Here is a 21,146-nt window from a genome sequence, read left to right on the forward strand (position 1 = left end):
TTCGGCTCGTGCAGTACCACGCATCAGCAATTTGCAGATGCTATTCGCTACCAAGCTCCCTTTCAAGATGATCTAGGAACTTCACGAAGTCCTCACACACCTCCGCTGGCTCCAACTGCTCTGCGATACGCGCAACATGTAGTTTAGTGCCGCGGAGGATCGCTCGAGGCCCAGTTGACAAAATCTCCTTTCCGCGAGCATCAAGGAGCGCATCTGGACAATTGGACGCGGTGAACGTCTCGCCGACTGCGAGGGCGAAGTCGTCAGCCAGAAGCGATCGGATCTCCTCCTCTGGCCGATCGGTCGCTTTGCCGATTGCGCGCGGGACAAGCAGGTACGACTCGATATGCCGCCGCCTCCACTTGAGCGAGAGGAAGTCCGGTGTCGCAGTCTCGCTGGCATCCACGAGGTCCGGTCCAACCGTGCCGAGCGGCTCCTCGTCTCGATCCCGTAGGCTCACAGCCTTTAGTCCAGGTATTTCCCGCTCGAACGCCTTCCAAAGTTGACGTCGGTCCTTATGGGACGTTGGGCCCAACCAGACCGGGACGTCTGGGAACGTGCGACCAAGAATCTTCGCGACGACCCTAAGTGTGCTCTCATCTGACGACCCTTCGAGAAAGAGAATCTTCTTGGATCTCTTTATCTTGTCGATTGTCGGAGCATACTCCGAACCGAGGCCGGCCAGGAGTCCGACTTTCTGATGCTCTTGAGATAGATACCGAACTGTTCCACTCTGTCGAATTTCGAGAATTTTCGTCGGCGACGCATTGCGCAGAATCTCAGCAGAGTGGGTGGCGACCAGGATCTGCTTGCCTGTGCGCTCCGCGATGTCCTCCAGAGACGTAACAAGCTGCGATTGAAGGGCAGGGTGCAAGTGCGCGTCTGGTTCGTCCAGGAGTAGCACGTCGACCTCCCGCGAAGTGGCCAGCGCGAAGACACTGAGCCATTGCAGGAAACCGCTTCCCTCGACCATTAGGTCTCGCGTATTGTATTGCGGATGGCGCTTCAAATTGAAGCGATCCACCACCCCCTTGTCGACTTCCACACGGATATACGAATGATACTCCTCTCGGAACTGTTGCATAATGAGTTCCGCAGAAAAGTGCTCACGAAGAGCCGACTGGAGAATTTCCCACGGGTCTGTTGCGCGAAGGTTTCGCAGATCCGCGTCGGCAATCTTCGAACGGCCTTCGCGCAGACGTGTCCGTTCGGCGAGGTTGCCTTGGTTGAGTTCGAGGAGAATGTTTCTGAGAACAGCACCCGCTAGCCCTTCGCCAATCCGCCGCGTGCGAATTGCTTGAGTGACCTTGACCTCGCGCGCCGTGATTCCAGCAAATGGCGGCAGATAGGCGATGCGCGGAATCTTCATTCCGGCGATCAGGTTGGTGTCGGTTGCTCGAATGAAGAGTCGATCGTTCGCCATCGAAAGGCCGAACTCAAGATGCCTGGCCTCGCCGGCATCGCTCCAGTCGCACCTAATGCGAAGCGTATAGCCATCGGGATCAGCCGACGTGCGCTGGGTCTTCAGGTTTGTCCAGAGATGCTTAAGCGAAGGCACCGCGATCGGGCTAAATTCGTCATCCCCGAGCCCCAGACCCTGGTGCCTGCTGCCTATCCGAACAGCTGCGTCACCCTTCTCCATCACCACTACTGTGCGGCAGAACTCCCATATTGCGAGGCCGTGCAGCAGGCTCGACTTGCCGGCGTTATTTCCGCCAGCCAGTAGGGTAAGCCCGGCAGGCGCGAGAGTGATCTTCTTATCGCTAAACTGCTTGAACCGTTTGAACGCGACCGTGTCAATCATTCTTCCCACCCCTGGCTAGTATCGGTCCAGGCTACTGGGCTTCGATGCTCTTCTTCCCGACGACTCGCCGTTACAAATGCCGCGCCTTGATCCTCGACCTGTCCCTGACCGCGGTCAGGGACGACTGCCGTGCGTCGGTTGCCGTCGGCACCGAGCGCCGTGAGCCAGCCGTGGTTCAAGTCCCCAACTTCGGCGTGTCAGGACGCGCGCGTGCTGCAGCCCGGCAACGCGGCGACGATGCCGCATCCTTGGGGTGCAAAGCGGTTAGCTTGCTAAGCGCGAGCTACGGGTGATCGGGGACGCTGTGGTCAAGGCTGTTGAGACGAGTTTGCGCGAGCTGCTCGAGGGGACGAAGCAGTACCAAGTGCCGCTCTACCAGCGCACATACTCCTGGAAGATCGCGCAGCTCGAGCGCCTGTGGGACGACCTGGTGCAACTCGCCGAGGATCGGGCGAGCAACGGCTCCCAGGTCACGCACTTCCTCGGCTCGCTCGTCCTTGCGCCAACGCCCGAGATCGGGCCGGCGGGTGTGTCGAAGTACCTCGTGGTCGATGGACAGCAGCGGCTCACGACTACGACCTTGCTGCTCGCCGCGATCCGCGACCATCGCGTGGCCACAGAGTCACCCGAGCACCGAGACCGGCTCAACGAGCAGTACCTGATCAACAAGTGGAAGCTCGGCGACGAGCGCCTAAAGGTGCTCCCGACGCAGGCTGACCGACCTTCATACGTCGCGTGCATTGAAGCCAGCCCACTCGCGGGCTCGACAGACCAGGTCGGTGAGACCTATCGGTACTTCCGGGGGCGCCTAGCTGATCACGACGACCCCGACGACTTGCACGACATTGAGCAGATCGAAGATGCGGTGCTCTCGGGCCTGACGCTCGTGGCCGTGACCACGACCAGGGATGACAACGCGCACCGGATCTTCGAGTCCCTGAACAACACCGGACTGCGACTGACTCAGGGCGACCTCCTTCGCAACTATCTGTTCATGCGCCTGCCGCACCGCGGTGCGGTGGTCTACCAGACTCAATGGTTGCCGCTCCAGAATCGCCTGAACAATCCCGAGCTGGAGCTTCTGTTCTGGCTTGATGCCGTCCAGAGGGATGACTCGGTCACCCAGCGGGACACCTACCAGTCCCAGATCAACCGAATGGACTCGCTTGTCGGAGAGGACGCGATCGAGGCCGAGGTTCAGCGATTCAACGGACTCAGCGAACTGCTCGGGCGGATTCTGGACCCCTCCACCGAACCGAACGGGGCGGTGCGGGAGCGCCTTGCCCGGCTGCGGGCATGGGGAACCACGACCGTCTACCCGCTGCTGCTGCACCTGCTTGAGCGGCGCAGCCAGGGCGCCGCGACCGACGACGAGATCGCCCGTGCCATGCTCCGCCTCGAGGGTTACCTCGTCCGCAGAGTGATCACCGGGAGGGCGACGGCTGGTTTGAACCGAGTCCTCTTGAGGGCAGTCCCGGAAATCACCGGACGCACTCCCGCCGACGAGGCGCTCGGGTCCTACCTGTCGGTCGGCCGGAAGTTCTTCGCCACCGACGAGCAGGTCAGGGCCGGAGTCCTCACCACACCGTTCTACTTCACCGGCCGCTCCAACCAGCGCAAACTCGTTCTCACGTGGCTGGAAGAGGCATTCGCGAGCAAGGAGCGGGTCGACCCTGCTTCGTGCTCGATCGAGCACGTCTTGCCTCAGACCCTGACGCCGGCGTGGCGGGCGATGCTCAAGGAGGGCCTCGCCGACGACGAGAGCGTCAGCGACGTCTACGACGCGCTGGTCCACACCATCGGCAATCTCACGCTGACGGGGTACAACTCCGAGCTCGGCAACAAGGCGTTCGGCGCCAAGCGCGCCGCCTACGCCGACAGCGCCTTCCAGATGAACCACGAGATCGCCAAGGCCACCACCTGGGGGCGAAGCGAGATCCAGACGCGCGCGGCTGCTCTGGCCGCTCGGATCATCGAAACCTGGCCCGGACCGGACGCAACTGCACAACCCGAACCCATGCGCACGTCTTGGGGTCTGATGAACCGGGCGCTTGCCGAGCTGCCGCCGGGTTCCTGGACCAGCTACTCCGCCGTAGCCCAGTTCATCGGCAGCCACCAGGTACCGGTTGGTCAGCGCATCGCCAACCACCCCGTACCGAACGGCCATCGCGTCCTTCAAGTTGGCGGCACCGTCTCCCCCGGCTTCCGTTGGCTCGCCGACTCCGGTCGGACCGACAGCCAGCGTGAGGCACTCGAAGCCGAGGGCCTCACGTTCGACGAGGCAGGACGCGCCGATCCGGCTCAGCACTTCGACGCCGAAGAGCTCGCGACGCTGGCAGGCGTCGACCCCGAGGACCTCTTTGTGCCGACCCAAGGCGACGAACGCGAGTCGTCGTTCTGGGCGCAGTTGACTCAATCGCAGGGCGCGCCGACCGTGACTGCGGTCGGCGAACTGCTGAACGCATGGCAGAAGCTCGGCGGCCGCATCGAGTTCGGCAGCGCCGCGGAGACCTCGTGCTTCCTCGTTGCCAACGGGCCGGCCGGAGACATCTGGCCCGCGACGCTGTACCCATCCGGCAAGTTCGAGGTGGTCTTCCAACACCTGACGTCCCGGCCCCCATTCGACGAGCTAGCGCTTCGCGACGAGCTGCGCCAGCGCTTCAACCAGGTGCCCGGGGTTGACCTGCCAGAGTCAAAAGTCTCACTGCGTCCCGGCTTCGCGCTCGCCTTGCTCGCCAGCGTCGAGGCAGCCGAGAGAGTCAATGCGGCCCTCGAGTGGTTCGTTGCGCGACTCGATGGAGCCCAGCCCGCGCCGAAGCTGGCCGACACGACCAACTGGTACGTCTCCTTCGGCGAGGGCCTCAGCCGCTCGTGGGCAGATGCGCTCAAGTACGGCTTCATCTCCGCAGGCGGCGGCGCCTGGTACTCGGGCACGCTGCGCGGAGTCCCCCAGGGCGCACGGGTATTCGTCCACATTGCCAACCACGGTTACGTGGCGGTCGGTGAGACGCTCGCTGCCGCGCGCCGCTTCGACGAAGCCGAGGTGCTCGTCGACGGAGTATGGCAGTCTCTGCCGGGCATGGATCTCCTGGCGTCGTACCGACACGTGTCCGATTCCACCGAGGTCACGGACGAGAACGCCGAGTACGTGATTCCTGTGCGATGGCTGCAGGCAGCGCCTCTCGACGGCGCCTACTGGGAGGGCGGGATGTTCGCCAACCAGCACAGCGCATGCCTCCTGACTCACCAGTTCACAATCGAACGGGTCGAGCGGCACTTCGACGTCTCTGACCCGACCTAAGGGACGGCGTCACCGGATCGCCCCGGGGGGCCCGAACCTAGACGACGCCGATGCGTGGGGCTGGTGGCGAGCGCCGTTCACCCACTACCTGCCGGGACTCCGCTACCCGTCGGGGCTCACCTGCGCGCGCGGCTGTGCCGATAGGCCGTCAAGGCCGCCGGCGCGGGGAGCCCCGGCCCAGTCAGGCAGACCGAGCACAGCGGCCGCCGTGAGACTCCACTCCGGCCCGCATCCGAACGAACCGGAAGGACGGCACCCGTGAACACCAGCGGCTTCGGAGGCTTCGCAGCGATCGCCCTCCTCTTCCCGGCCATCGGCGTGGCCATCAGCCTCTTGGTCTTCTACTGGGTGATCCGCCTCGCAGTCCGCGACGGAATCCTCGCCGCGAGGAAGCACGGCGCACGTTGGTAGACGTCGACCGGCCGGGAGCGTAGCCAGTCCGTCAAGTGGGAGTCGAGCAGGAGTCCATGATGTCGAACAAGCCGTACCTCCTCTTCTTGCACGGCGTTGGGGCCAAGCAGAGCGACGGATGGAAGGCAACCCTCTCGGACGCCCTGACCAATGTGGGGTACCCCGGCCTGGATGGGGCAACAGTGGTCGCCCCGAAGTATTCGAACTCCCTGAAGGGCGTCGACGACAACGATCCACTGCCCCGGCTGACCATCAAGGAGCCGACGGGTGAGGCGGCCAAGACGAGCCGCCGCGATTTCGAACGCCGGGAGAGTGCGATCGAGGTCATGCTGGGACCGCACGACCGGGGCAACGGCTGGTTCGGAGGCGATCCGATCGCAGACGGTGCGCTCAAGCAATCACAGTTCGATCAGGCGGCGAACTACCTCAGGAATCCGCGAATTCGAGCGCACGTCCTGACCCGGATTCTCAAGCAAGTTCCGCGCTCCGGGCGGATCGTCATCGTGGGCCACAGCCTTGGGTCCGTCATCGCCGCCGATCTTGTGCGACGGCTGCCAGCTGACGTTGAAGTCGTTGGCATGGTCACCATCGGGAGCCCATTGGCTAATGCCGGATTCCACGTCGAGGGACTCCGCGGGACGTTGAGGGAACCGCCCGCAAATCTGGGCTGGTGGGTGAACTTCTGGAACCCCGCCGACCCTGTGACGACTCACCGCGGCCTCTCCTCGGTCTTCCCCTGGATGACCGACTATCGCATTCGGACCAAGGTCGACCTCCACGTCCACGACGCGGTGACCTACCTCGACGACCAGGCCGTGGCGACCGCTATCGGCTACGCGCTCTATGGTTCGAGGTCGAAGGAGCTCGCGGTGGTCGAGAGGGGGGTGGACATCCCGCTGGACTACGCGGAGACCTTCGCGCTCATGGCGCTCCGGTACGGATACCTCACCAAGACGGGGTTGAACGGCGAGCGGCAGGAACGCTTCGCGAACGCACTTCGACACGTGCAGGCGCAGGCATTCGATTCGCTCAAGGAGCGAAGAGCGCGGGAGGCCTCGCCGTTGCCCGGCATGATCGCGGACCTCGTGGTCGACCTGTCGGATCCCGAGTCGGTCGCGCCCGAACCTGGCAGGATCTCCTCCCTGTCGAAGGAAGACGCCGTCGTCAACCTGACTGGCCTCGCCACGGCGAACGTCATTCGCCCCTTCGAGATCGACGTGTCCAGCAAGTCGCGGCAAGAGGCGCTCGTGGAACTGACCATCGAGATGGGGCTGGGAAGTCAGTTCGGTCGCGATGTGATCACGGCCGGCGATGCCGCCCGGAAGGCACTGTCGGGAGACGGGACCAACTGGGTCAAGTGGGCGGCACTGGGTGCCGGCGCTGCCGCTCTTGTTGCAGCGACCGGAGGCCTGGCGTTCGCTGCCGCTCCCGGGGTGTTCGGGGCAGCTGCCATCACCAGCGCCCTCGCCGCTTTCGGGCCGGGAGGAATGATCGGTGGCCTCCTGACGGCCGGTGCCCTCGTCAGCGCAGGCGGCGGCAGCGTCGCGATTGGGATTGCCAGCCCGACCACCACAGCTGAGACCGTCGAAGCCGTCGTGTCGGCCAAGCTGACCGCTGCGATCCTGCGGAAGCACCAGGGCCTCGACCAGGACCCAACCACCTGGGCAAGCCTCGTGGAGACGGGTATGGAGCTTCGACGCGAGCATGCTCGCCTCCAAGCCTTCTCGGATGAATCCGCCCCAACTCTCAAGGAGTTGAAGCGCAAGCTCAAGACGATCGACCGTGCACTGACGTACCTCGACGAGGAAGGCATCGGACGCGGCGCCGCGGACGCACCTGGCGACGGTCGGCGCCGCCGCGCTGAGTTGCTCGACCGGGCCACCGAGGCGTTTCGCTCGGTTGACCTCGACGGTGACGGAGTCCCCGACAAGCCCCGCGCTCGCTCGGCGGTGGAGGGTGCTAGCTCAACCCTGAAGGGTGCAGCAGCAGGGACTGCTGAAGCGGCGGTCTCCCTCCTCCGACGCAAGCGCACCGCGGAGCCAACGTCCGACGATCACGATCATGGAAGCGCGGACGCAGCGGTCTGAAGCGCGGGAACTGGCTCAGCCCGCAGAACTGGAGTTCTGCGTTCGGGTTGGGCCGTCGGCTCCCGCGCTTGGTGGGTCGTGGATCCACGCCTCAACTGAGCAACGTCTCGGCGGCGCGGACGACTTCGGACGCTGCCTTTCGCTCGACGCGGCGTGCCAGGTTGGCCGAGCGGGCACCGTGCACGCACCGGCGGGCGTCACTGACTTGCTCGTGACGCCGGGCCGCGGCAACCTCGCGCGCACCCATGTGGTCGATTAGTCGGCGCTCCTCAACTGTGCCAACCAAGAGAGCGAACGCCCCACGTGCAGCGGTGCGCTCGGCCAGCCAGATCTCGCGGACTTCCCCAGTGCGTGCGTCCACGGCCGCCAAGCGCTGCCCGGCGGGCGACGTCCAAAGCACCTCCGTCACGAACACCAGTGAATGTTGAGGCATCGCAGACCGTTCGCGGAGCTCTTGCAGTCGCTCGCTCGCGCGCGTGTCCTTGGCGGGTTGGGTTGCTGCGCGCACGCCGGCGGTCAGGAGCCACGCGATCGCTGCGACGACGGCTGCCATCCATGTCATCGAGACCGCGCGGTCGGGCACGATGTCGAGAAGCATCGCGACGGGCTCGCGCAACAGGGTCGGTGTGACGACGCCGGCTGCGACGACGGCGAGTGGCGCAGCAATGCCCCGCACCCACCGCGCAATCTCGCGCAGGACCAACCTGACCATGTAGTCACCGTCCCACCGACGTCTGACGTTCGAGGAAAGGCTCGGGTGCAGCAATCGACGGAGAGCGGAGTGCCCTTTCGACCGGGACGACGCTCGAGTTGAGCCGCAATGCCTCCGTCGCCAGCGCGAGCGCGTCTGCTTCCTGGTGGTCACGCACGGCCGATTCTCCGAGAGCCGTGTTCGGATCGGTGACGCCGTACCGATCCCGGTAGGCAGCGACTGTGCGAGCGCGTCCCGCCCATTCCCTCTGGCCATCGGCGTCATCTGGAACGTTGCCGAGGTCACGGATCCACGCCGCCTCGGCGATCACGGCCCGTCCGACGAGCTCTTGAGCGCGTTCTTCAATCAGCCGTTCCCGAGCAGCCAGCGCGTCGGCCATCTCGCCGGTGACAGTCCGTGAGACGGCGGGGATGAGTCCTCCGACGAGGCGCGGTCGCCGCCCGTCGCCGGCCTCGAGGTTTGCGTCGGTCCACTTGACGATGCGCCCGTGGAGGACCGCGGCCAGGTCGACGGCGCCGACGTCTGCCCGGTCAGCGAGGCGCGGGAGTGCTGCGGCAATGTCGAGCCCACTCCCCTCCGCTCGACGCAGCGCCGTCGAGAGCGCCCCGAACGCCGACGACTCCTCGACGGTGCGGATGTGTTCGGCCGACATCCCCGACCGTTCGAGGAGCGCAATCCACTGCGGTGCCTCTGCCACGTGCGCGAGGGTCTCGTACTCCGCGGCGAGCGTGCGGACCGACACCGCCGCCTCGGCCTCCTCTATGCGCACTTCGTGGGCAGATGTGGCCGCTCCCACGTGGCTGAGGACGGCGGTGAGCACCTCGCGGCCCGTCACCGGAACGTCGGCGAAGCCCCGCAGCGGTTCGGGCAGCGCGTCGGTGCAGACGTAGGCGCGGTTCGACTCGCGCGCCCGGGTCATCGCGACGTACAGGACTTCGCGCGTCATCGAGGGTCCGCTGATCACGGCGTGGGCAGTGTCGACGGTGGCACCTTGCGCCCGGAATGCGGTGGTGGCGTATGCGAGGTCCACATGCTCGGCCGAGTACGCCGCGGGCAGCGCGACGGCGGGACCGCCGCGTTCCCGGCGCACGGTGAGGGTTCCGTCGTCGTGCCGCCCGACGACGGTCCACGTGTCGCCGTTCTTGACCCAACCGTCCCCGACCGTGAACCGCCGGTAGTTCTCTCGGGTGACGACGCGATCGCCGACGCCGACCATCAAGCCGTCGCGCACGGCAATGCCATTCGGCTCGACGGCGCCGGCGACAACCCGCTCGGCGCGGGCGCGCTCGTTGAGAGACCGAACGGTCTCGCGATCCCCCGCGATGAGCAGCGACCGGAGGCCGGCCTGCTCGTCCTGAGCCCACGCGGTGTATGCGGTGTCGACCATAGCTGCCTGATTGCCGGCCACGACCCGGTTGTTCGCCTCGTACGCGCGCAGGCACGAGGCATCTCCGAGCCGCAGGCGTGTGGATGCCTCGCGCTCCCAGGCGTTGGTGAACCGGCGGGTAGCGCCGAGCTCGGGCACGCCGGGGCCGCGGTCGCGAGCCAGCAGCCCGAAGGCTCCGCCGGCCTCGATCGCGGAGAGCTGGGCCCAGTCGCCGACGAGCAGGAGCTTCGCGCCGGCCTCGCCGACGCACGCTGCGATGCGGTCCATCGACACGGTCCCGGCCAGCGATGCCTCGTCGAGGATCACGAGCTGGCCCGGGCGGAACCGCCATCCGTCGACCGTCGCTGTGAGTCGCTCGATGTGGGCGGCCAAGGCGCGGGCTGTCGCCTCGTCGGGTGCAGCGTTGAGCGCCGCGCGGGCACGGTCGATTCTGTCCAGGCGGTCGGGTTCCGCGGCGTGCTCGACGAGCCACTTGGCGGTGTTCTCGCACGAGATCCCCAGCCGCTCCCCCAGGACATCGGCTGCAGCAGCGGAAGGCGCCAGGCCGACGACGGCGCCTGCGCCGTGCTGCGCCTCCCACGCGGCGCGGAGGGCGGCGAGGGTGTGGGTCTTGCCCGAGCCGGCGGGGCCGACGAGCACATCGAGCACGCGCCCGGAGCTCGCGATCGACGCGACGGCGGTCGCTTGGTCGTCGTACAGGCTGTCCGCAGTCGTGAGCGAGGCGGCACCGATGGTGGGGCCGGTGCGATCGCGGCTCGCGGCGAGGAGTCGCGACTCTGCATCGAGCAACAGCTGGGACGTGTATCGCTCGCCACGGTGGACACGGAACGCCGACGACCCGTCACCGCGGCACAGCGCCGATGGGGTCGGGGCAAGGGCCGGTGGGGTGAGCAGCACGGAGCGGCGGGCGACCTCATCGACGACGGCTGCCACCACCGCGTCGCGGTCGATTGAGGTGGCGAACCGATGAGCTTTCAGGGCGCGCGACGCTTCGGCGTCGACGTTCCACGGCGTCCACGTCGACCGCTTGGTCGACAAGGCGGCGAAGACCAGGTCAGCAGCCTCGGTCACGCGCGGATCAGGCCTGGGGGCGGGTGCCGCGACGACGGGTTCGGCGGGCGGTTCCCGAGGTGCGAGCGCCCGCTCGGCCCACGAGGCGGCGTCTCCACTCAGCGCCTGACCCGCTCGCGCATGCCACTGCTCGGTGAGCTCCTCCAGGGAGTGGACCACCTTGGGGTTGCGAGTCGTGAGAGTCGCCTGCTGCCGCATCCGCAGGACGGTCACGGCATCGGGCCGCTGGCCATGTGCCGTCGTGTAGGCGTCGACCAGACGATCGACCTCGACGTCGATGGCGGCCGAACGGCGGGAGAAGGTTGTGACGAGCTCACGGGGCACGGCGGTGAGCTCGAAAGCGGGATTGCGACCGGGCCCGCGCTCTCGGTACTCCCAGTCCAGACCGAGACGTGCGGTCACGTGATCGGCGAGCACGGCGTCGTACCGCTCAGACATCGCCACCGCAGCGCGGTGCACTGGCCGCGAGTCCAGCGTTCGCCACCGCCCGTCGGGTCCCTGGACGCGGTTTGCGAGGACGACGTGGGTGTGCAAGTTCGGGTCGTTCTCCCGCGAGTCCCAGTGGTCGAAGGCTGCTGCGACCACGCCACGCACGTCGACCTGGGCGACGCCGTTCGTCCCGATCCGGGTCTTGGCCACGTCGCGCTCGATGACAGCCAGGACGTCGGCGACCGCCTCGCGGTGTGCGGCGTAGATGACCTCGCGGGTGGCCGGGTCGGCCAGGGCCCACAGGACGGACACGGACTTCGGGACGGTGAAGGTGCAGTCGAAGCCGGCGACGGGGCGGCGCGGGTCGCCGTCGGAGTACACGTGCGGCGACCGACCGAGCGCAGCGCCGGTCGCCGGGTCTTGCCCGTCAGCGAACAACCGCTCCATCTGCACCGGCGTCACGAACGACCCAGCCGCCACCCCGACGCCGTCGGCGACCCCGGTCAGCCCGCGACCCAGCCACGTTCCGGGTGGCGCGCCGTGAGATGCGTAGTACCGCGTCATTGGCGAGCCCGGCGCAGCGCGACCGTGGTCCTTCGCGACCGAGTCCAGCAGGTAGGTGTAAGAGTCGCCGGCGTACCTCACGCACATGCTCATCACGCGGCATCACCGAGGCTCTCGGCCCGAGCCTGCGCCGCCCGCGCGCGAGCGGCGCGCTGGCGGCACATGTCCGAGCAGTACCGGGCCGACGCGCGCATCTGGGTCGGCAGTCGACGCCGGCAGGCGGCGCACCGGCGCACGGTCCGCCTCCGTCGCCAGGCTCGCGCCTGGCAGGCCCGTGAACAGAACGCGGCGTCTCGGCGGCGCGACTCGAAGCGCTCGCCGCACTCGGCGCAGACGGCGCCGACCAGGCCGTCGGCGAGGCGCGGGGTTGCGGCGTCGGCCCAGGCGCGGGCGGGCCAGCGGCGGCGACGGTGCGTGGCGTGCGGCATGGACTGGGGAGCGCGCCCGATGCGCACGACGTCACGGCACGGGCCTCACATGCCAGAGGAGTGGAGGCGATCGTGCACTCAGCGCTCCGCGGTCGCGAGCAAGCAACCCGAATGCTCCGCGGGCGCTCGCCGCACTCAACCGGCGACCCGGCGACGGATCTCCTTCATCGACAAGATCAGGTGCGTCGGTTCCACCGGCGACTCAAGGAAGTCACCATTGGCGAGATAGAACGCCTTGGCGGCATCGTCACGGCAGTGGATGAGGAGGGCTGCTGCACCGACGCCCTGGCTCAGCTTGAACGCCTGCTCCATGGCGTGACGGAGGAGCCCGGCCCCCACGCCCTGCCCCTGCGCGGTCAAGTCGACAGCGAGTCGCGCCAGGAGGATGCAGGGTGTCTCGACCGGGCGGTTCTTCTGCAACCGCTCCGGCAACCGGGCCGTCGTGTAGGCCGACATCGCGATGGCGTAGTACCCGAGTACCACGCCATCGCGCACGGTCACGTAGGTCACCGCGTTGTTCGCCTGCTGGTTCTCGAGCGAGAAGCGCTGGAACCAGCTGTCGAGCTCGTCGGCGCCGCTGGCGAACTGGCTGCGATCGTCGCCCTTCTCGAGGCGTCGAGGCGCGTGAAGGATGCCGTCGGTCATCGCTGCTTCGGAGCGAAGGGCTTGTCGAACGGCGACGGGCGGGACCACAGCCGCTCGAACTTCTCGGTGGACGCCAACGGCTCGTCGAGTAGACGCAGGAACTCGTCGTACTGCTCCGGCGACCCGGTGAACCAGCGGCGCTCCGCCAGGATGCGCTCAGCCTGCTCCACAGCCGATGCGAGGATGAACTCAGTCATCGTGCGGTCCGTCGCCACGGCCGCCTGACGAAGGACTGCCTCCTGGCGATCCGTCGCGCGGACCTCGATACGTTGGCTCTTGATCGCGCGGGGTGTCAGCGCTTGCCGTGTCATCACAACCTCCGAGTCTGTACGGACAGCGTACGTACGGAAATCGGATGGGTCAACCGACTCTGGCACAACGAGCGCAAGCGCACGGGGTCACGGGACATGTCCGCCTGGTTGCGCGGCGGGGCCGCCAGGGATGTGGTGCGCAAGCTCGAGAAGGAGCTGCACCGCAAGGCGCCGCCCTTCGAGTGCGAGCAGCTCGTGTTCCCCGTGTGCGACGACGAGATCCGCGAGTCTGCCACCGGGCGCTGCCTAGTCCCCGAGCGCGTCTACAACAGCGCGGCGTGGCCCGGCGAGCTCACCGCGCTACTCCGACCGCACTTCGACTGACTGCCGTGTCTCTGGGACCTGGTCGCCGCCTCCCGGGCGCGCGCTCGGTTGGGGAGCTCGGACGGCGCACCCGGTCTCAGCTGACTCGTTGTGGAGCCGTCGCACCGCTGACAGCATGTGCGCATGGACCGGCCTCTCCGCAGGCGACTCGCCACCGTCATCACACTCGGTGCCGTGCTGCTCATCGTCGGCATCGCGCTCTTCGCGCGCAACGGCCTCACCGAGCGGCCCGTTGGTTGGTTCGCCTACGCGCCCTTGACCAACACCAAGTTCGCGAGTGACGCCCCCGGCCGGCTCGTCCTGATGCAGTCCGGCAGCTGGTGGGGACTGGCACTGGCCAGCGTCGGAGCCATCACTGTCAGTGGCGCGCTCGGCTACGCCGTCGCCAGCCGACACCGAAAGTCCTCCACTGCCGTCTGACTCCTGCGGGCCGGCCCCAAGGTCAGCCGCTGAGCGTTGCCACTACACCTTCTGATCCGTCGCACTGGCGGCGAGCCGTTCAAGCGATCAATCCTGGAGTGCTGTCCGCATGCCTGCACCTGCACCTGCCTCGCAGGCAGACCAGCCGATGACCCATCTGGCATCGGATTCACCACGTGCGTGCCCCGTGCGCTCGAGTCCGGCCATCTCGACGCAGAACAGCCGTGGGCCTACCGTGTGGCCGGTGGCGACCACCGACGTCGTGAGCGACGCGAAGACTGAGGCGCAGCGTTTGCTGAGCGTGGAGCTGCAGCGCTGGGTCCACGTCGCCGGCGTGGCCGAGGCCGCCGCTGTCGCGTCTCGCACCGTCGCCGACGGGGATACCGAGCTCCTGATCGCGGCCGCGTGGCTCCACGACATCGGGTACTCCGAGCAACTGCGCGGCACCGGATTCCATCCGCTCGACGGCGCGCGGCACCTCCGCGCTGCAGGAGCGTCTGATCGCCTCTGTCGCCTGGTCGCCAATCACACAAGTGCGTCAGTGGAGGCGGACGCTCGAGGGCTGGCACGAGCTCTCGCAGAGGAGTTCCCGCCTGAGGACTCGCCCACCGCCGACGCACTCACGTACGCGGATTTGACGACCGGCGCGCACGGCGAACCAACAACCGTCGAGGACCGCCTTGCCGACATCTACGACCGCTACCCACCCGGCCACGTCGTGCACGAGTCGATCCGCCGTGCGGAGCCCGACCTCATCGCGACCGTGCGCCGCGTCGAGGCCCGCCTGGCTGCTGCTCAGCCGAGGTAGGGCTCGGCCCGCTCCTCGAAGAAGTGCTCGATCCGCTTCCGCATCGACGGGTGGATGCGGAGCCCGTCGAGCTCGTCCCGCGCAACCCAGCGCAGCTCCTGGCTCTCGGAGTCCTTCTCCAGCGTCCCACCGAGCACCCGGCATCGGAACGACAGCGTGAACTGCTGGCGCACCTCGCCGTCGGTGTAGGCGATGAGGTGCTTGGGGTCGGTGTAGGTGCCGACCAGCCCGGTCACTTCGACGTCGAGCCCGGTCTCCTCGCGCACCTCGCGCACGACGGTCTCGACGATGGACTCGCCGAAGTCGTGGGTGCCGCCGGGTAGCGCCCACAGGTCGTTGTCCACGCGGTGCTCGAGCAGCAGCCGTCCCTCGTCATCGGTGATGCAGCCGACGGCGGCCGGGACCACGCTGTTGGGCGTCGGCGCGTCGGGGTCGTCGTAGTAGTCGGTGCGTGCCATCTCATGCCTCCGCTCGGTGGTACTCGCGGGCGCCGGCCCATGCCTGGTCGAATCCTTGACAGTAGCGATCGAACAGGAATCCGCCTGGTGCTCGGCGCAGGTGGGCGATCGGCGCCTGCGCGGCGGGCACGCCGAGGATGTGGTGGTTGGCCAGCAGCTCGTTGTCGGCCATGTACAGCGAGGCGTACAGGGTCGTGTCGTGGAGGCGGACTTCGATGCCGGGGTGGTCGACGAGCCGCCCGATGACGTGGAGCGCGTTGCGGATCCGGGCCGCCATGTCGATGTGCTCTTCTTGCCCGCGCAGGGCGACGGCTGCGCAGTCGGGGTCGCCGAGCGCGAGGCGGATCTTGACTCCGGCGTCGGCCCGGGCGCGCAGGTCCTCCAGAACCGTCGGGTCGGTCTCGAACCACGGCAGACCTGCGTAGACGAGCACCCTGATTGAGGTTGTCGGGCCGTTGATCAGCCCAGTCCACAGGTGGCGCGGCACCTCGCCGCGGTGGGGGTAGACCGCGACGAGCTCGCTCGCGCCGGTCGCGGGGGCTGGGTCGTCGTCTCGCAGTGGCCACAGGTACGACGGCTCGACGACGAGCGTCGACGCGACACTCCACTGGTTGTCCTCCCGCGGAACCCTGCCGGTGCTGATCCACCGCTCGACCGTCTTCTGGTCCGCGCCGACGATCTCCGCCAACCGCGCCGGGTTCAGGCCCTTGGCGTGCATCGCCGTCTCGAGCCGGATGTTCTTCATGACCTGCCCCCGATCGGTTGCGGGGGACGTCCGGGACGCGCCGGGACGTCCTGAAGTGTCCTGCGGGACCCTGACCCCGTCCATGGGGTCCGACGTCGGATGGACGTCATGCGACGACCACTGAACTCAGCCGATGCCATGTCCGCACTCCTCATCGCGACTCCCCCGCCTCCGCTGTTCGTGTCCGAAGCCGACGTGTGGGACGCCGGGACCCACGAGGGCCTGCGCGTCGCACTGACCGAGGTCGGCGTGGGTGGGTGGGACTGCCCCGCGGGCCGTGCGGTGCTGATGGCTCTCAGAGGCAGGTCGGCGAGTTGGCTCGCAACCTCGTCGCGGAGCTGCCGAACCGGGGGCGGCAGCGCCGATCCCGGTGAGGTCCTCTCCGTTGCCTGGCTCACCCTCCATAGGTTCGCCGCGACCATCGCGGCGGCCACCGCCCCGTGGGCCTATCTGTGGACGTCCGTACGGAATGCGCTGGCTGTTGACGCCGCCGCCGCAGCGATGCTCAGCGACCGTGCGGTTCGCAGGCCGCGCCAGGACTGGCCTGTCGGCGTCGAGCGTCTGGGTGACCTTGCGACGTCGCCAGATGGCCGCGCCCGGGCCCTCGAGTCGCCACCCTGCATTGCTGAGCGGCCCGACGACAGTGTGTCGCCGACCGTCGCCACCCTCGCGGCACACCTGTCCCTCGGCGACGAGGCGGAGACTGCGTTCTGGGCCGACGCCATCGACCGCGCCCTCGAAGTCATGGCCGACGCTCGACGCTCCTACGAAGAGGTCCAGCTGCGTCGCGACCCGTACCTGCGCCACGTGCTGGGGCTCGACGGCGCAGAGCTTGCGGCGCTGGCGGCCCTGCTCATCGGCCCGCGACGCGGAAACCGGGAGGCCCAGTCCTTCCTGCTTGCGCTGCACCGTGACCTCGATGTGCAGCCCGACGACGTCGTCGGGGCGGTGGACCGGATCCGGTTCCTGACCTCCCGGCGACACGCGGCCGCCGCCGCCCAGCGCGCACCGGTGGCCGCCTGACGCATGGCGCTCGCAGGACGTGTGCGCGCGAGGTCGCATCCCTCGAGGTGAACCCCAACCCCGGGAGCGAGTGATGAAGAAGCGTGGTGTGGCCGTTGCCGTCATGGCATTGCTCCTCGTCGCGGTCTTTGCCGCAACGAGGCTCGGCCCGGGTGAGCCGGCCGCGGTGCAGCAGTCCATCGCGCCGAGCGTTCCCACCAGCCATTGCCAGAACCCTGACAGCGCTGCTGCGTCAGACGTCAACGTCTGCCCGGACACTGCCCCTACCCCCGCGCCGCGCCCCCCGGGCATTGACAGAACCCTGACCGTCACTGACTCACCTGACGCATACGCCCAGACCGTGGCAGCCGTGGTGTTCGGATTCGACACGCGCAAGCTCGACGCCACCGACTACTCGGCACTCCTTCTCGCCGACGCCGACCCGGGCCTGACTGCGACCGGACGGGCCGACCTCGACCGACTGATCGCCGACCGAATCCCCGCGACCGAGCTGTGGCAGCGGATGCGCGCCAACCAGCAGTGGTCGACCTTCGAGGCCAGCAACGTCTGGGAGCCCGGCTCCTGGGAGCAGGTCGTCACTAGCGGCCAGGCCGAGCCCGGCTGGGCGATGCGCAACGTCACCGGGATCCAGACCACCCACTACGTCGAGAACGGCACCGACAAGGTCGCCTCGCGCGAACGGACCGTCACGATCGGGATGCGCTGCCCAGCCCCGGGGGCGGACGTCGACCGGTGCCGCCTCGTGCTCATCGGCGCGACGGTCGTGCCTTGATGCTCACCAAGCTCATCGCGGTCGGCGCGGCCAGCGTCCTCGCGCTCACCGGGACCCTGGCCGGGCTGGCCGCGTCCGTGGAAGGCGGCGGGTGCCTGGCGGCGTCGACCGGTTTGGTGGCCGGCCTCGACCACGAGCAGGCCGGGAACGCGCAGGTGATCGTCGCCGCCGGACAGCAGCGCGACGTCCCCGCTCGCGGGCTGGTCGTTGCGCTCATGACAGCGATGCAGGAGTCGGGGCTGCGCAACCTGGACTACGGCGACCGCGACTCGCTTGGGCTTTTCCAGCAGCGACCGTCCATGGGCTGGGGGACGCCGGACGAGGTGCGGGATCCCGCGCACGCCGCAGCAGCGTTCTTCGGAGGGCCCGCATCACCTGTCGGCAATCGGGGGTTGCTCGACGTCGCCGGATGGGAGGCGATGCCTCTGGCCCAGGCCGCGCAGGCTGTGCAGCGCAGCGCCTTCCCCGATGCCTACGCCAAGTGGGAGACATCCGCCTGGACGTGGCTCGCCAGCATCGTCAACGACCCGCCGGGCTCCGTCGCGGTCGGCTGCGGGCCGAGCTCGCCGTCAGCTCGCGTGGCGATCACGGCGGCCGGTCGCTGGCTCGGAACCCCGTACGCCTGGGCCGGCGGTGACCTCAACGGACCCACGTACGGGACGGGCACCGGCGCAGGAACCGTGGGCTTCGACTGCTCAGGGCTGACCCGCTACGCGTGGGCGCAGGCGGGGATCCTGCTGCCGCGGACGTCCCGCGACCAGTGGACCGTGCCCGGAGCGCGAGTACTCGCAATCGCCCAGCTCCAGCCCGGAGACCTGGTCTTCTTCGCGACAGACATAAGTGACCCGACGACGATCTTCCACGTCGCCATCTCTCTCGGCGGCGACACGATCATTGAGGCGCCCGAGACCGGGGACGTGGTCAAGGTCGTGCAGGGGCTTTCGGGAAACTCGTACTTGTCTCCGAAGTTCATCGGGGGGCTAAGGCTCGTGCGCTGACACGGGGGCACGGCCGCGGCGCCGCGATCCAGGCCCTAGCGCCGCACGCTGCGGTGGGGATTCAACGGGTTGGTCGCGCGGTACCTGACGGGACTCCACGGTCGAGAACCAGCTCAGCCCAACCACAAGCGCTACCCACGAAGAGCCAGCTGATCGAAATCCGACGTGGGCGCGCTACGAGCGAATCCTTCGTACACACTGCCGATGGCGAGCACCTGGTGAGCCGCGTGCCACCTCAGCCCCACGGTGGTCCCGTCCTGGGTCACGGACGGTTCGCCGAGCGAGATGAGCACCGAATTTCAAGTCACGCCGCTGCCGTCGCCGAAGCGATCGGCGCTCCCCTGCTATGAACGGATCGCGGTGTTGCAGATGGAGATAAGCAGCCGTCAGCGGGAACTCGCCAGACTGCCGGGCGGTAGCGAAGTTATGCTCCGAGCTTCGGCAGTTGCATGCGTGCGACATAGTCGGCAAGTGCCGGGAAGTCGGGATATATGTACGATCGAGTGTAGCCGAACCGGCTTGCCAAAAACTCACGGATCTCGCTCTTGGCGTTCGCGCTAATCCGGAAAGTAAACGTCGGAGCGAAGTTGTGCTTATTGGGTCGCGGCTTTCGCCTTGGATCGAACGTCTTCACGTAGATCGATCCCGCTGCGAGGATGTCAGCTCGAGTCCAGTACGTCACTGGGCGCGACGTGCCACTGCTCTTGAAGTAGGGCTGAGTCTTCGCAGTCGTTATGGGAATGCCGTCCAAGAGGAAAGCGGCGTTCTGGGCTGAGATTCGTGGATCGTACGCCGGCGGAACCCAGACCCTTCTCCGCGCCCCTGTGCCCCAATCGACGCTCTGGCGCGCCGTGGTGTCAGTCCAATGGTGCCAAGGGGGAAGGCGATCGCCCCACTCTACGTCGAGTTCGACCTGTGTCGTTTCCGACACGGCCTCCGTCCCCGATTTCAGCACGGGCGTAGTCGCGAAAGCGATGAGTCGGCCGTCGTGCGAATCCGTTTGGAGATGCTCTTCTACGGCGAACCACGCGGCGATGAAGGGGTTCTTAGTCACGTCCAACAGGCGCGTCGGGCCGCCAGCGTGTTGGATTCTTGCAAACGTCTCAAGGGCAGACATGCCATCGAAGCGCCAATCGGTGCGCGCCACGCGGAGCATCTCGCGCTCTGCGGCCACCATTTGTTCTTCGTTTGGATAGGGTTGTTGCGACTTCGGATTATGCTTGGGCAACTTCACCCCGTTCGCTTCCATGAGGCGCCGGAACAAAGCGCTATGCATGCCCCATTCGGCGTCCCGATGTCCTCGCCAGACCAATCTAAGGTCGGGAACCTTTGTGATGAGTGTCGCGATTGCCCTATTGAGCCCGTCAAAGGAGTCGACGAGTGCCTCATCGTTGGCAAAATAGGCCCCAGAGGACGTCATCGCTGGCGAATAATACGCCCTTGGCGGATCCGGTCGGGAGTATGTCGCCGCGTTGGTTAGGGATGTAAATGAGGATGGGATGTCGATCCGTAGTGCGTCACGAAGTCCTGGAAGTCCGAAGGCCCCTTGTATCGACGCCAGCAGCTTCCCAGTATCGATCGTCGAGATTGACACCATCCGGTTGGCTAGATCGAGAAAGTCCCGCCGTGGAAGTGCCGCAGCGACCGCTTGAGATGCGATGGCATTCAACGACTCCTGGATCTGAGCGCTGAGGGCTGTGCTCCATAGAGGGCGGGTGTTGGCCAGGAAGCGAAGTTCTCGGCCGAGGCCTCCGAGCTCACTTTCGACCTTGACAACCGGCTCGACGCTTGGCGCTCCACTCTCTTCCGTCACGTTCGTCAACCTACCCGGAACACTCCCGACTCTCGGCTATTCGCAAGGAACAGAGACCCGCGCACTCGGCTCCAGGTCTGTGCGCGACGGCGGCTCATCGCTGCCGCAGACAACAGTCGCCCGGTTCGGGGTCGCTTGGGCCATCGTCGGTGTAGTGATCCGGCCCAACCCGACGCCGAAGTCCCTCGCTCACGTCCGGACGCTGACGCGGCCATGTCGCCGCGGGCGTGCGCATTGCCGGCTCTCTCCCTCTCGTAGCCGCGTGATGTGCGGAACCGTCGCCCTTGGGGAGAGCGCCATGAACGTCGACCTTCGCCTCGCACTCGCCAGCCGGCTCCCCTTCGAGGACCCCGGCATCTCCTCCAACACGACCGGCCTCCCAGGCCTGGCTCAGCTGAAGCAGATCGTCGGCGCCCTGCTGACCTTCGGTCTTGTGGCCTGCGTCGCCGCTCTGGTCGCATCGGCCGTCGTGTGGGGGTTCGGAGCAAACTCCGGCAACCCCCACCTCGCGGGCCGCGGCAAGACCGGCGTGATCGCGGCGGCCGGGGCCGCGCTGCTGATCGGTGCCGCGAACGCGATCATCGCGTTCTTCTCCGCCGCCGGCTCGCTCGTCTGAGCCGGGCGCGACGGGGAAC

General features: G+C 67.3%; 18 protein-coding genes. 10 read left to right on the top strand and 8 right to left on the bottom strand.

Annotated features, from left to right (window positions below; all coding sequences use genetic code 11):
• Positions 1-40: 40 nt before the first annotated feature.
• Positions 41-1,804 carry an ATP-binding protein gene (locus DDP54_RS00835; RefSeq protein ID WP_109130140.1) on the bottom strand — a complete coding sequence of 588 codons (1,764 nt, stop codon included), beginning with the start codon at positions 1,802-1,804 and terminating at the stop codon, positions 41-43.
• 289 nt (positions 1,805-2,093) lie between these two features.
• On the opposite strand from DDP54_RS00835, the gene DDP54_RS00840 reads away from it, so the two are divergent.
• The 3 genes from DDP54_RS00840 (at position 2,094) to DDP54_RS00845 (ending at position 7,603) form a co-directional block, all read left to right on the top strand.
• A complete protein-coding gene (locus tag DDP54_RS00840) occupies positions 2,094-5,105 on the top strand; it encodes a DUF262 domain-containing protein (protein WP_242448136.1) in 3,012 nt (1,003 codons plus the stop codon).
• Between the two features lie 258 nt (positions 5,106-5,363).
• Positions 5,364-5,516 (top strand): hypothetical protein, encoded by a 153-nt coding sequence (locus DDP54_RS18050; RefSeq protein WP_158274425.1) that lies wholly within the window; start codon positions 5,364-5,366, stop codon positions 5,514-5,516.
• A 59-nt stretch (positions 5,517-5,575) separates the two neighbouring features.
• Positions 5,576-7,603 (top strand): hypothetical protein, encoded by a 2,028-nt coding sequence (locus DDP54_RS00845; protein WP_197711268.1) that lies wholly within the window; start codon positions 5,576-5,578, stop codon positions 7,601-7,603.
• A gap of 91 nt (positions 7,604-7,694) precedes the next feature.
• Here DDP54_RS00845 and DDP54_RS00850 read toward each other — a convergent pair whose 3' ends face one another.
• The 4 genes from DDP54_RS00850 to DDP54_RS00870 form a co-directional block, all read right to left on the bottom strand.
• A complete protein-coding gene (locus tag DDP54_RS00850; RefSeq protein ID WP_109130141.1) occupies positions 7,695-8,315 on the bottom strand; it encodes a hypothetical protein in 621 nt (206 codons plus the stop codon).
• Between the two features lie 4 nt (positions 8,316-8,319).
• Complete coding sequence (mobF, locus tag DDP54_RS00855; RefSeq protein ID WP_158274426.1) at positions 8,320-11,847, bottom strand: MobF family relaxase; 3,528 nt, start codon at positions 11,845-11,847, stop codon at positions 8,320-8,322.
• A gap of 482 nt (positions 11,848-12,329) precedes the next feature.
• Entirely contained in the window at positions 12,330-12,839 is a 510-nt protein-coding gene (locus tag DDP54_RS00865; RefSeq protein ID WP_109130143.1) for a GNAT family N-acetyltransferase, read from the bottom strand.
• Positions 12,836-13,150, bottom strand: coding sequence for a DUF1778 domain-containing protein (locus DDP54_RS00870; protein ID WP_197711269.1), 315 nt, complete (start codon positions 13,148-13,150; stop codon positions 12,836-12,838). Before DDP54_RS00870 ends, DDP54_RS00865 begins: the two co-directional genes overlap by 4 nt.
• A 96-nt stretch (positions 13,151-13,246) precedes the next feature.
• Here DDP54_RS00870 and DDP54_RS00875 point away from each other — a divergent pair, with 96 nt between their 5' ends.
• The 3 genes from DDP54_RS00875 to DDP54_RS00885 all read left to right on the top strand — a co-directional run bounded on the left by DDP54_RS00875 (position 13,247) and on the right by DDP54_RS00885 (position 14,702).
• Positions 13,247-13,474 carry a hypothetical protein gene (locus DDP54_RS00875; RefSeq protein ID WP_109130144.1) on the top strand — a complete coding sequence of 76 codons (228 nt, stop codon included), beginning with the start codon at positions 13,247-13,249 and terminating at the stop codon, positions 13,472-13,474.
• 174 nt (positions 13,475-13,648) lie between these two features.
• Complete coding sequence (locus DDP54_RS00880; RefSeq protein WP_146192322.1) at positions 13,649-13,894, top strand: hypothetical protein; 246 nt, start codon at positions 13,649-13,651, stop codon at positions 13,892-13,894.
• Between the two features lie 244 nt (positions 13,895-14,138).
• The gene (locus DDP54_RS00885) at positions 14,139-14,702 is read left to right on the top strand and encodes an HD domain-containing protein (protein ID WP_242448137.1); all 564 of its coding nucleotides are present in this window, start codon (positions 14,139-14,141) and stop codon (positions 14,700-14,702) included.
• On the opposite strand, the gene DDP54_RS00890 is transcribed toward DDP54_RS00885, so the two are convergent.
• Complete coding sequence (locus DDP54_RS00890; RefSeq protein WP_109130147.1) at positions 14,690-15,160, bottom strand: NUDIX domain-containing protein; 471 nt, start codon at positions 15,158-15,160, stop codon at positions 14,690-14,692. The two genes, DDP54_RS00885 and DDP54_RS00890, sit on opposite strands and share 13 nt — an antisense overlap.
• 1 nt (position 15,161) lies before the next feature.
• On the bottom strand, positions 15,162-15,905 hold the full coding sequence (locus tag DDP54_RS00895) for an XRE family transcriptional regulator (RefSeq protein WP_109130148.1): 744 nt from the start codon (positions 15,903-15,905) through the stop codon (positions 15,162-15,164).
• 108 nt (positions 15,906-16,013) lie between these two features.
• Here DDP54_RS00895 and DDP54_RS00900 point away from each other — a divergent pair, with 108 nt between their 5' ends.
• From DDP54_RS00900 to DDP54_RS00910, 3 genes are all read left to right on the top strand, one after another.
• Positions 16,014-16,928, top strand: coding sequence for a hypothetical protein (locus DDP54_RS00900; RefSeq protein ID WP_146192323.1), 915 nt, complete (start codon positions 16,014-16,016; stop codon positions 16,926-16,928).
• Between the two features lie 340 nt (positions 16,929-17,268).
• A complete protein-coding gene (locus tag DDP54_RS00905) occupies positions 17,269-17,700 on the top strand; it encodes a hypothetical protein (protein ID WP_146192324.1) in 432 nt (143 codons plus the stop codon).
• A complete protein-coding gene (locus DDP54_RS00910) occupies positions 17,700-18,698 on the top strand; it encodes a C40 family peptidase (RefSeq protein WP_109130151.1) in 999 nt (332 codons plus the stop codon). The genes DDP54_RS00905 and DDP54_RS00910 overlap by 1 nt, the downstream gene beginning before the upstream one ends.
• A gap of 424 nt (positions 18,699-19,122) precedes the next feature.
• Here the strand turns inward: DDP54_RS00910 and DDP54_RS00915 are convergent, their stop codons facing one another.
• Positions 19,123-20,511 carry an FRG domain-containing protein gene (locus DDP54_RS00915; RefSeq protein WP_146192326.1) on the bottom strand — a complete coding sequence of 463 codons (1,389 nt, stop codon included), beginning with the start codon at positions 20,509-20,511 and terminating at the stop codon, positions 19,123-19,125.
• A 298-nt stretch (positions 20,512-20,809) separates the two neighbouring features.
• Here DDP54_RS00915 and DDP54_RS00920 point away from each other — a divergent pair, with 298 nt between their 5' ends.
• Positions 20,810-21,127, top strand: coding sequence for a DUF6112 family protein (locus tag DDP54_RS00920; protein WP_242448138.1), 318 nt, complete (start codon positions 20,810-20,812; stop codon positions 21,125-21,127).
• Positions 21,128-21,146 lie beyond the last annotated feature (19 nt).

It is taken from the genome of Cellulomonas sp. WB94 (assembly GCF_003115775.1).
Classification (GTDB): Bacteria; Actinomycetota; Actinomycetes; order Actinomycetales; family Cellulomonadaceae; genus Cellulomonas_A.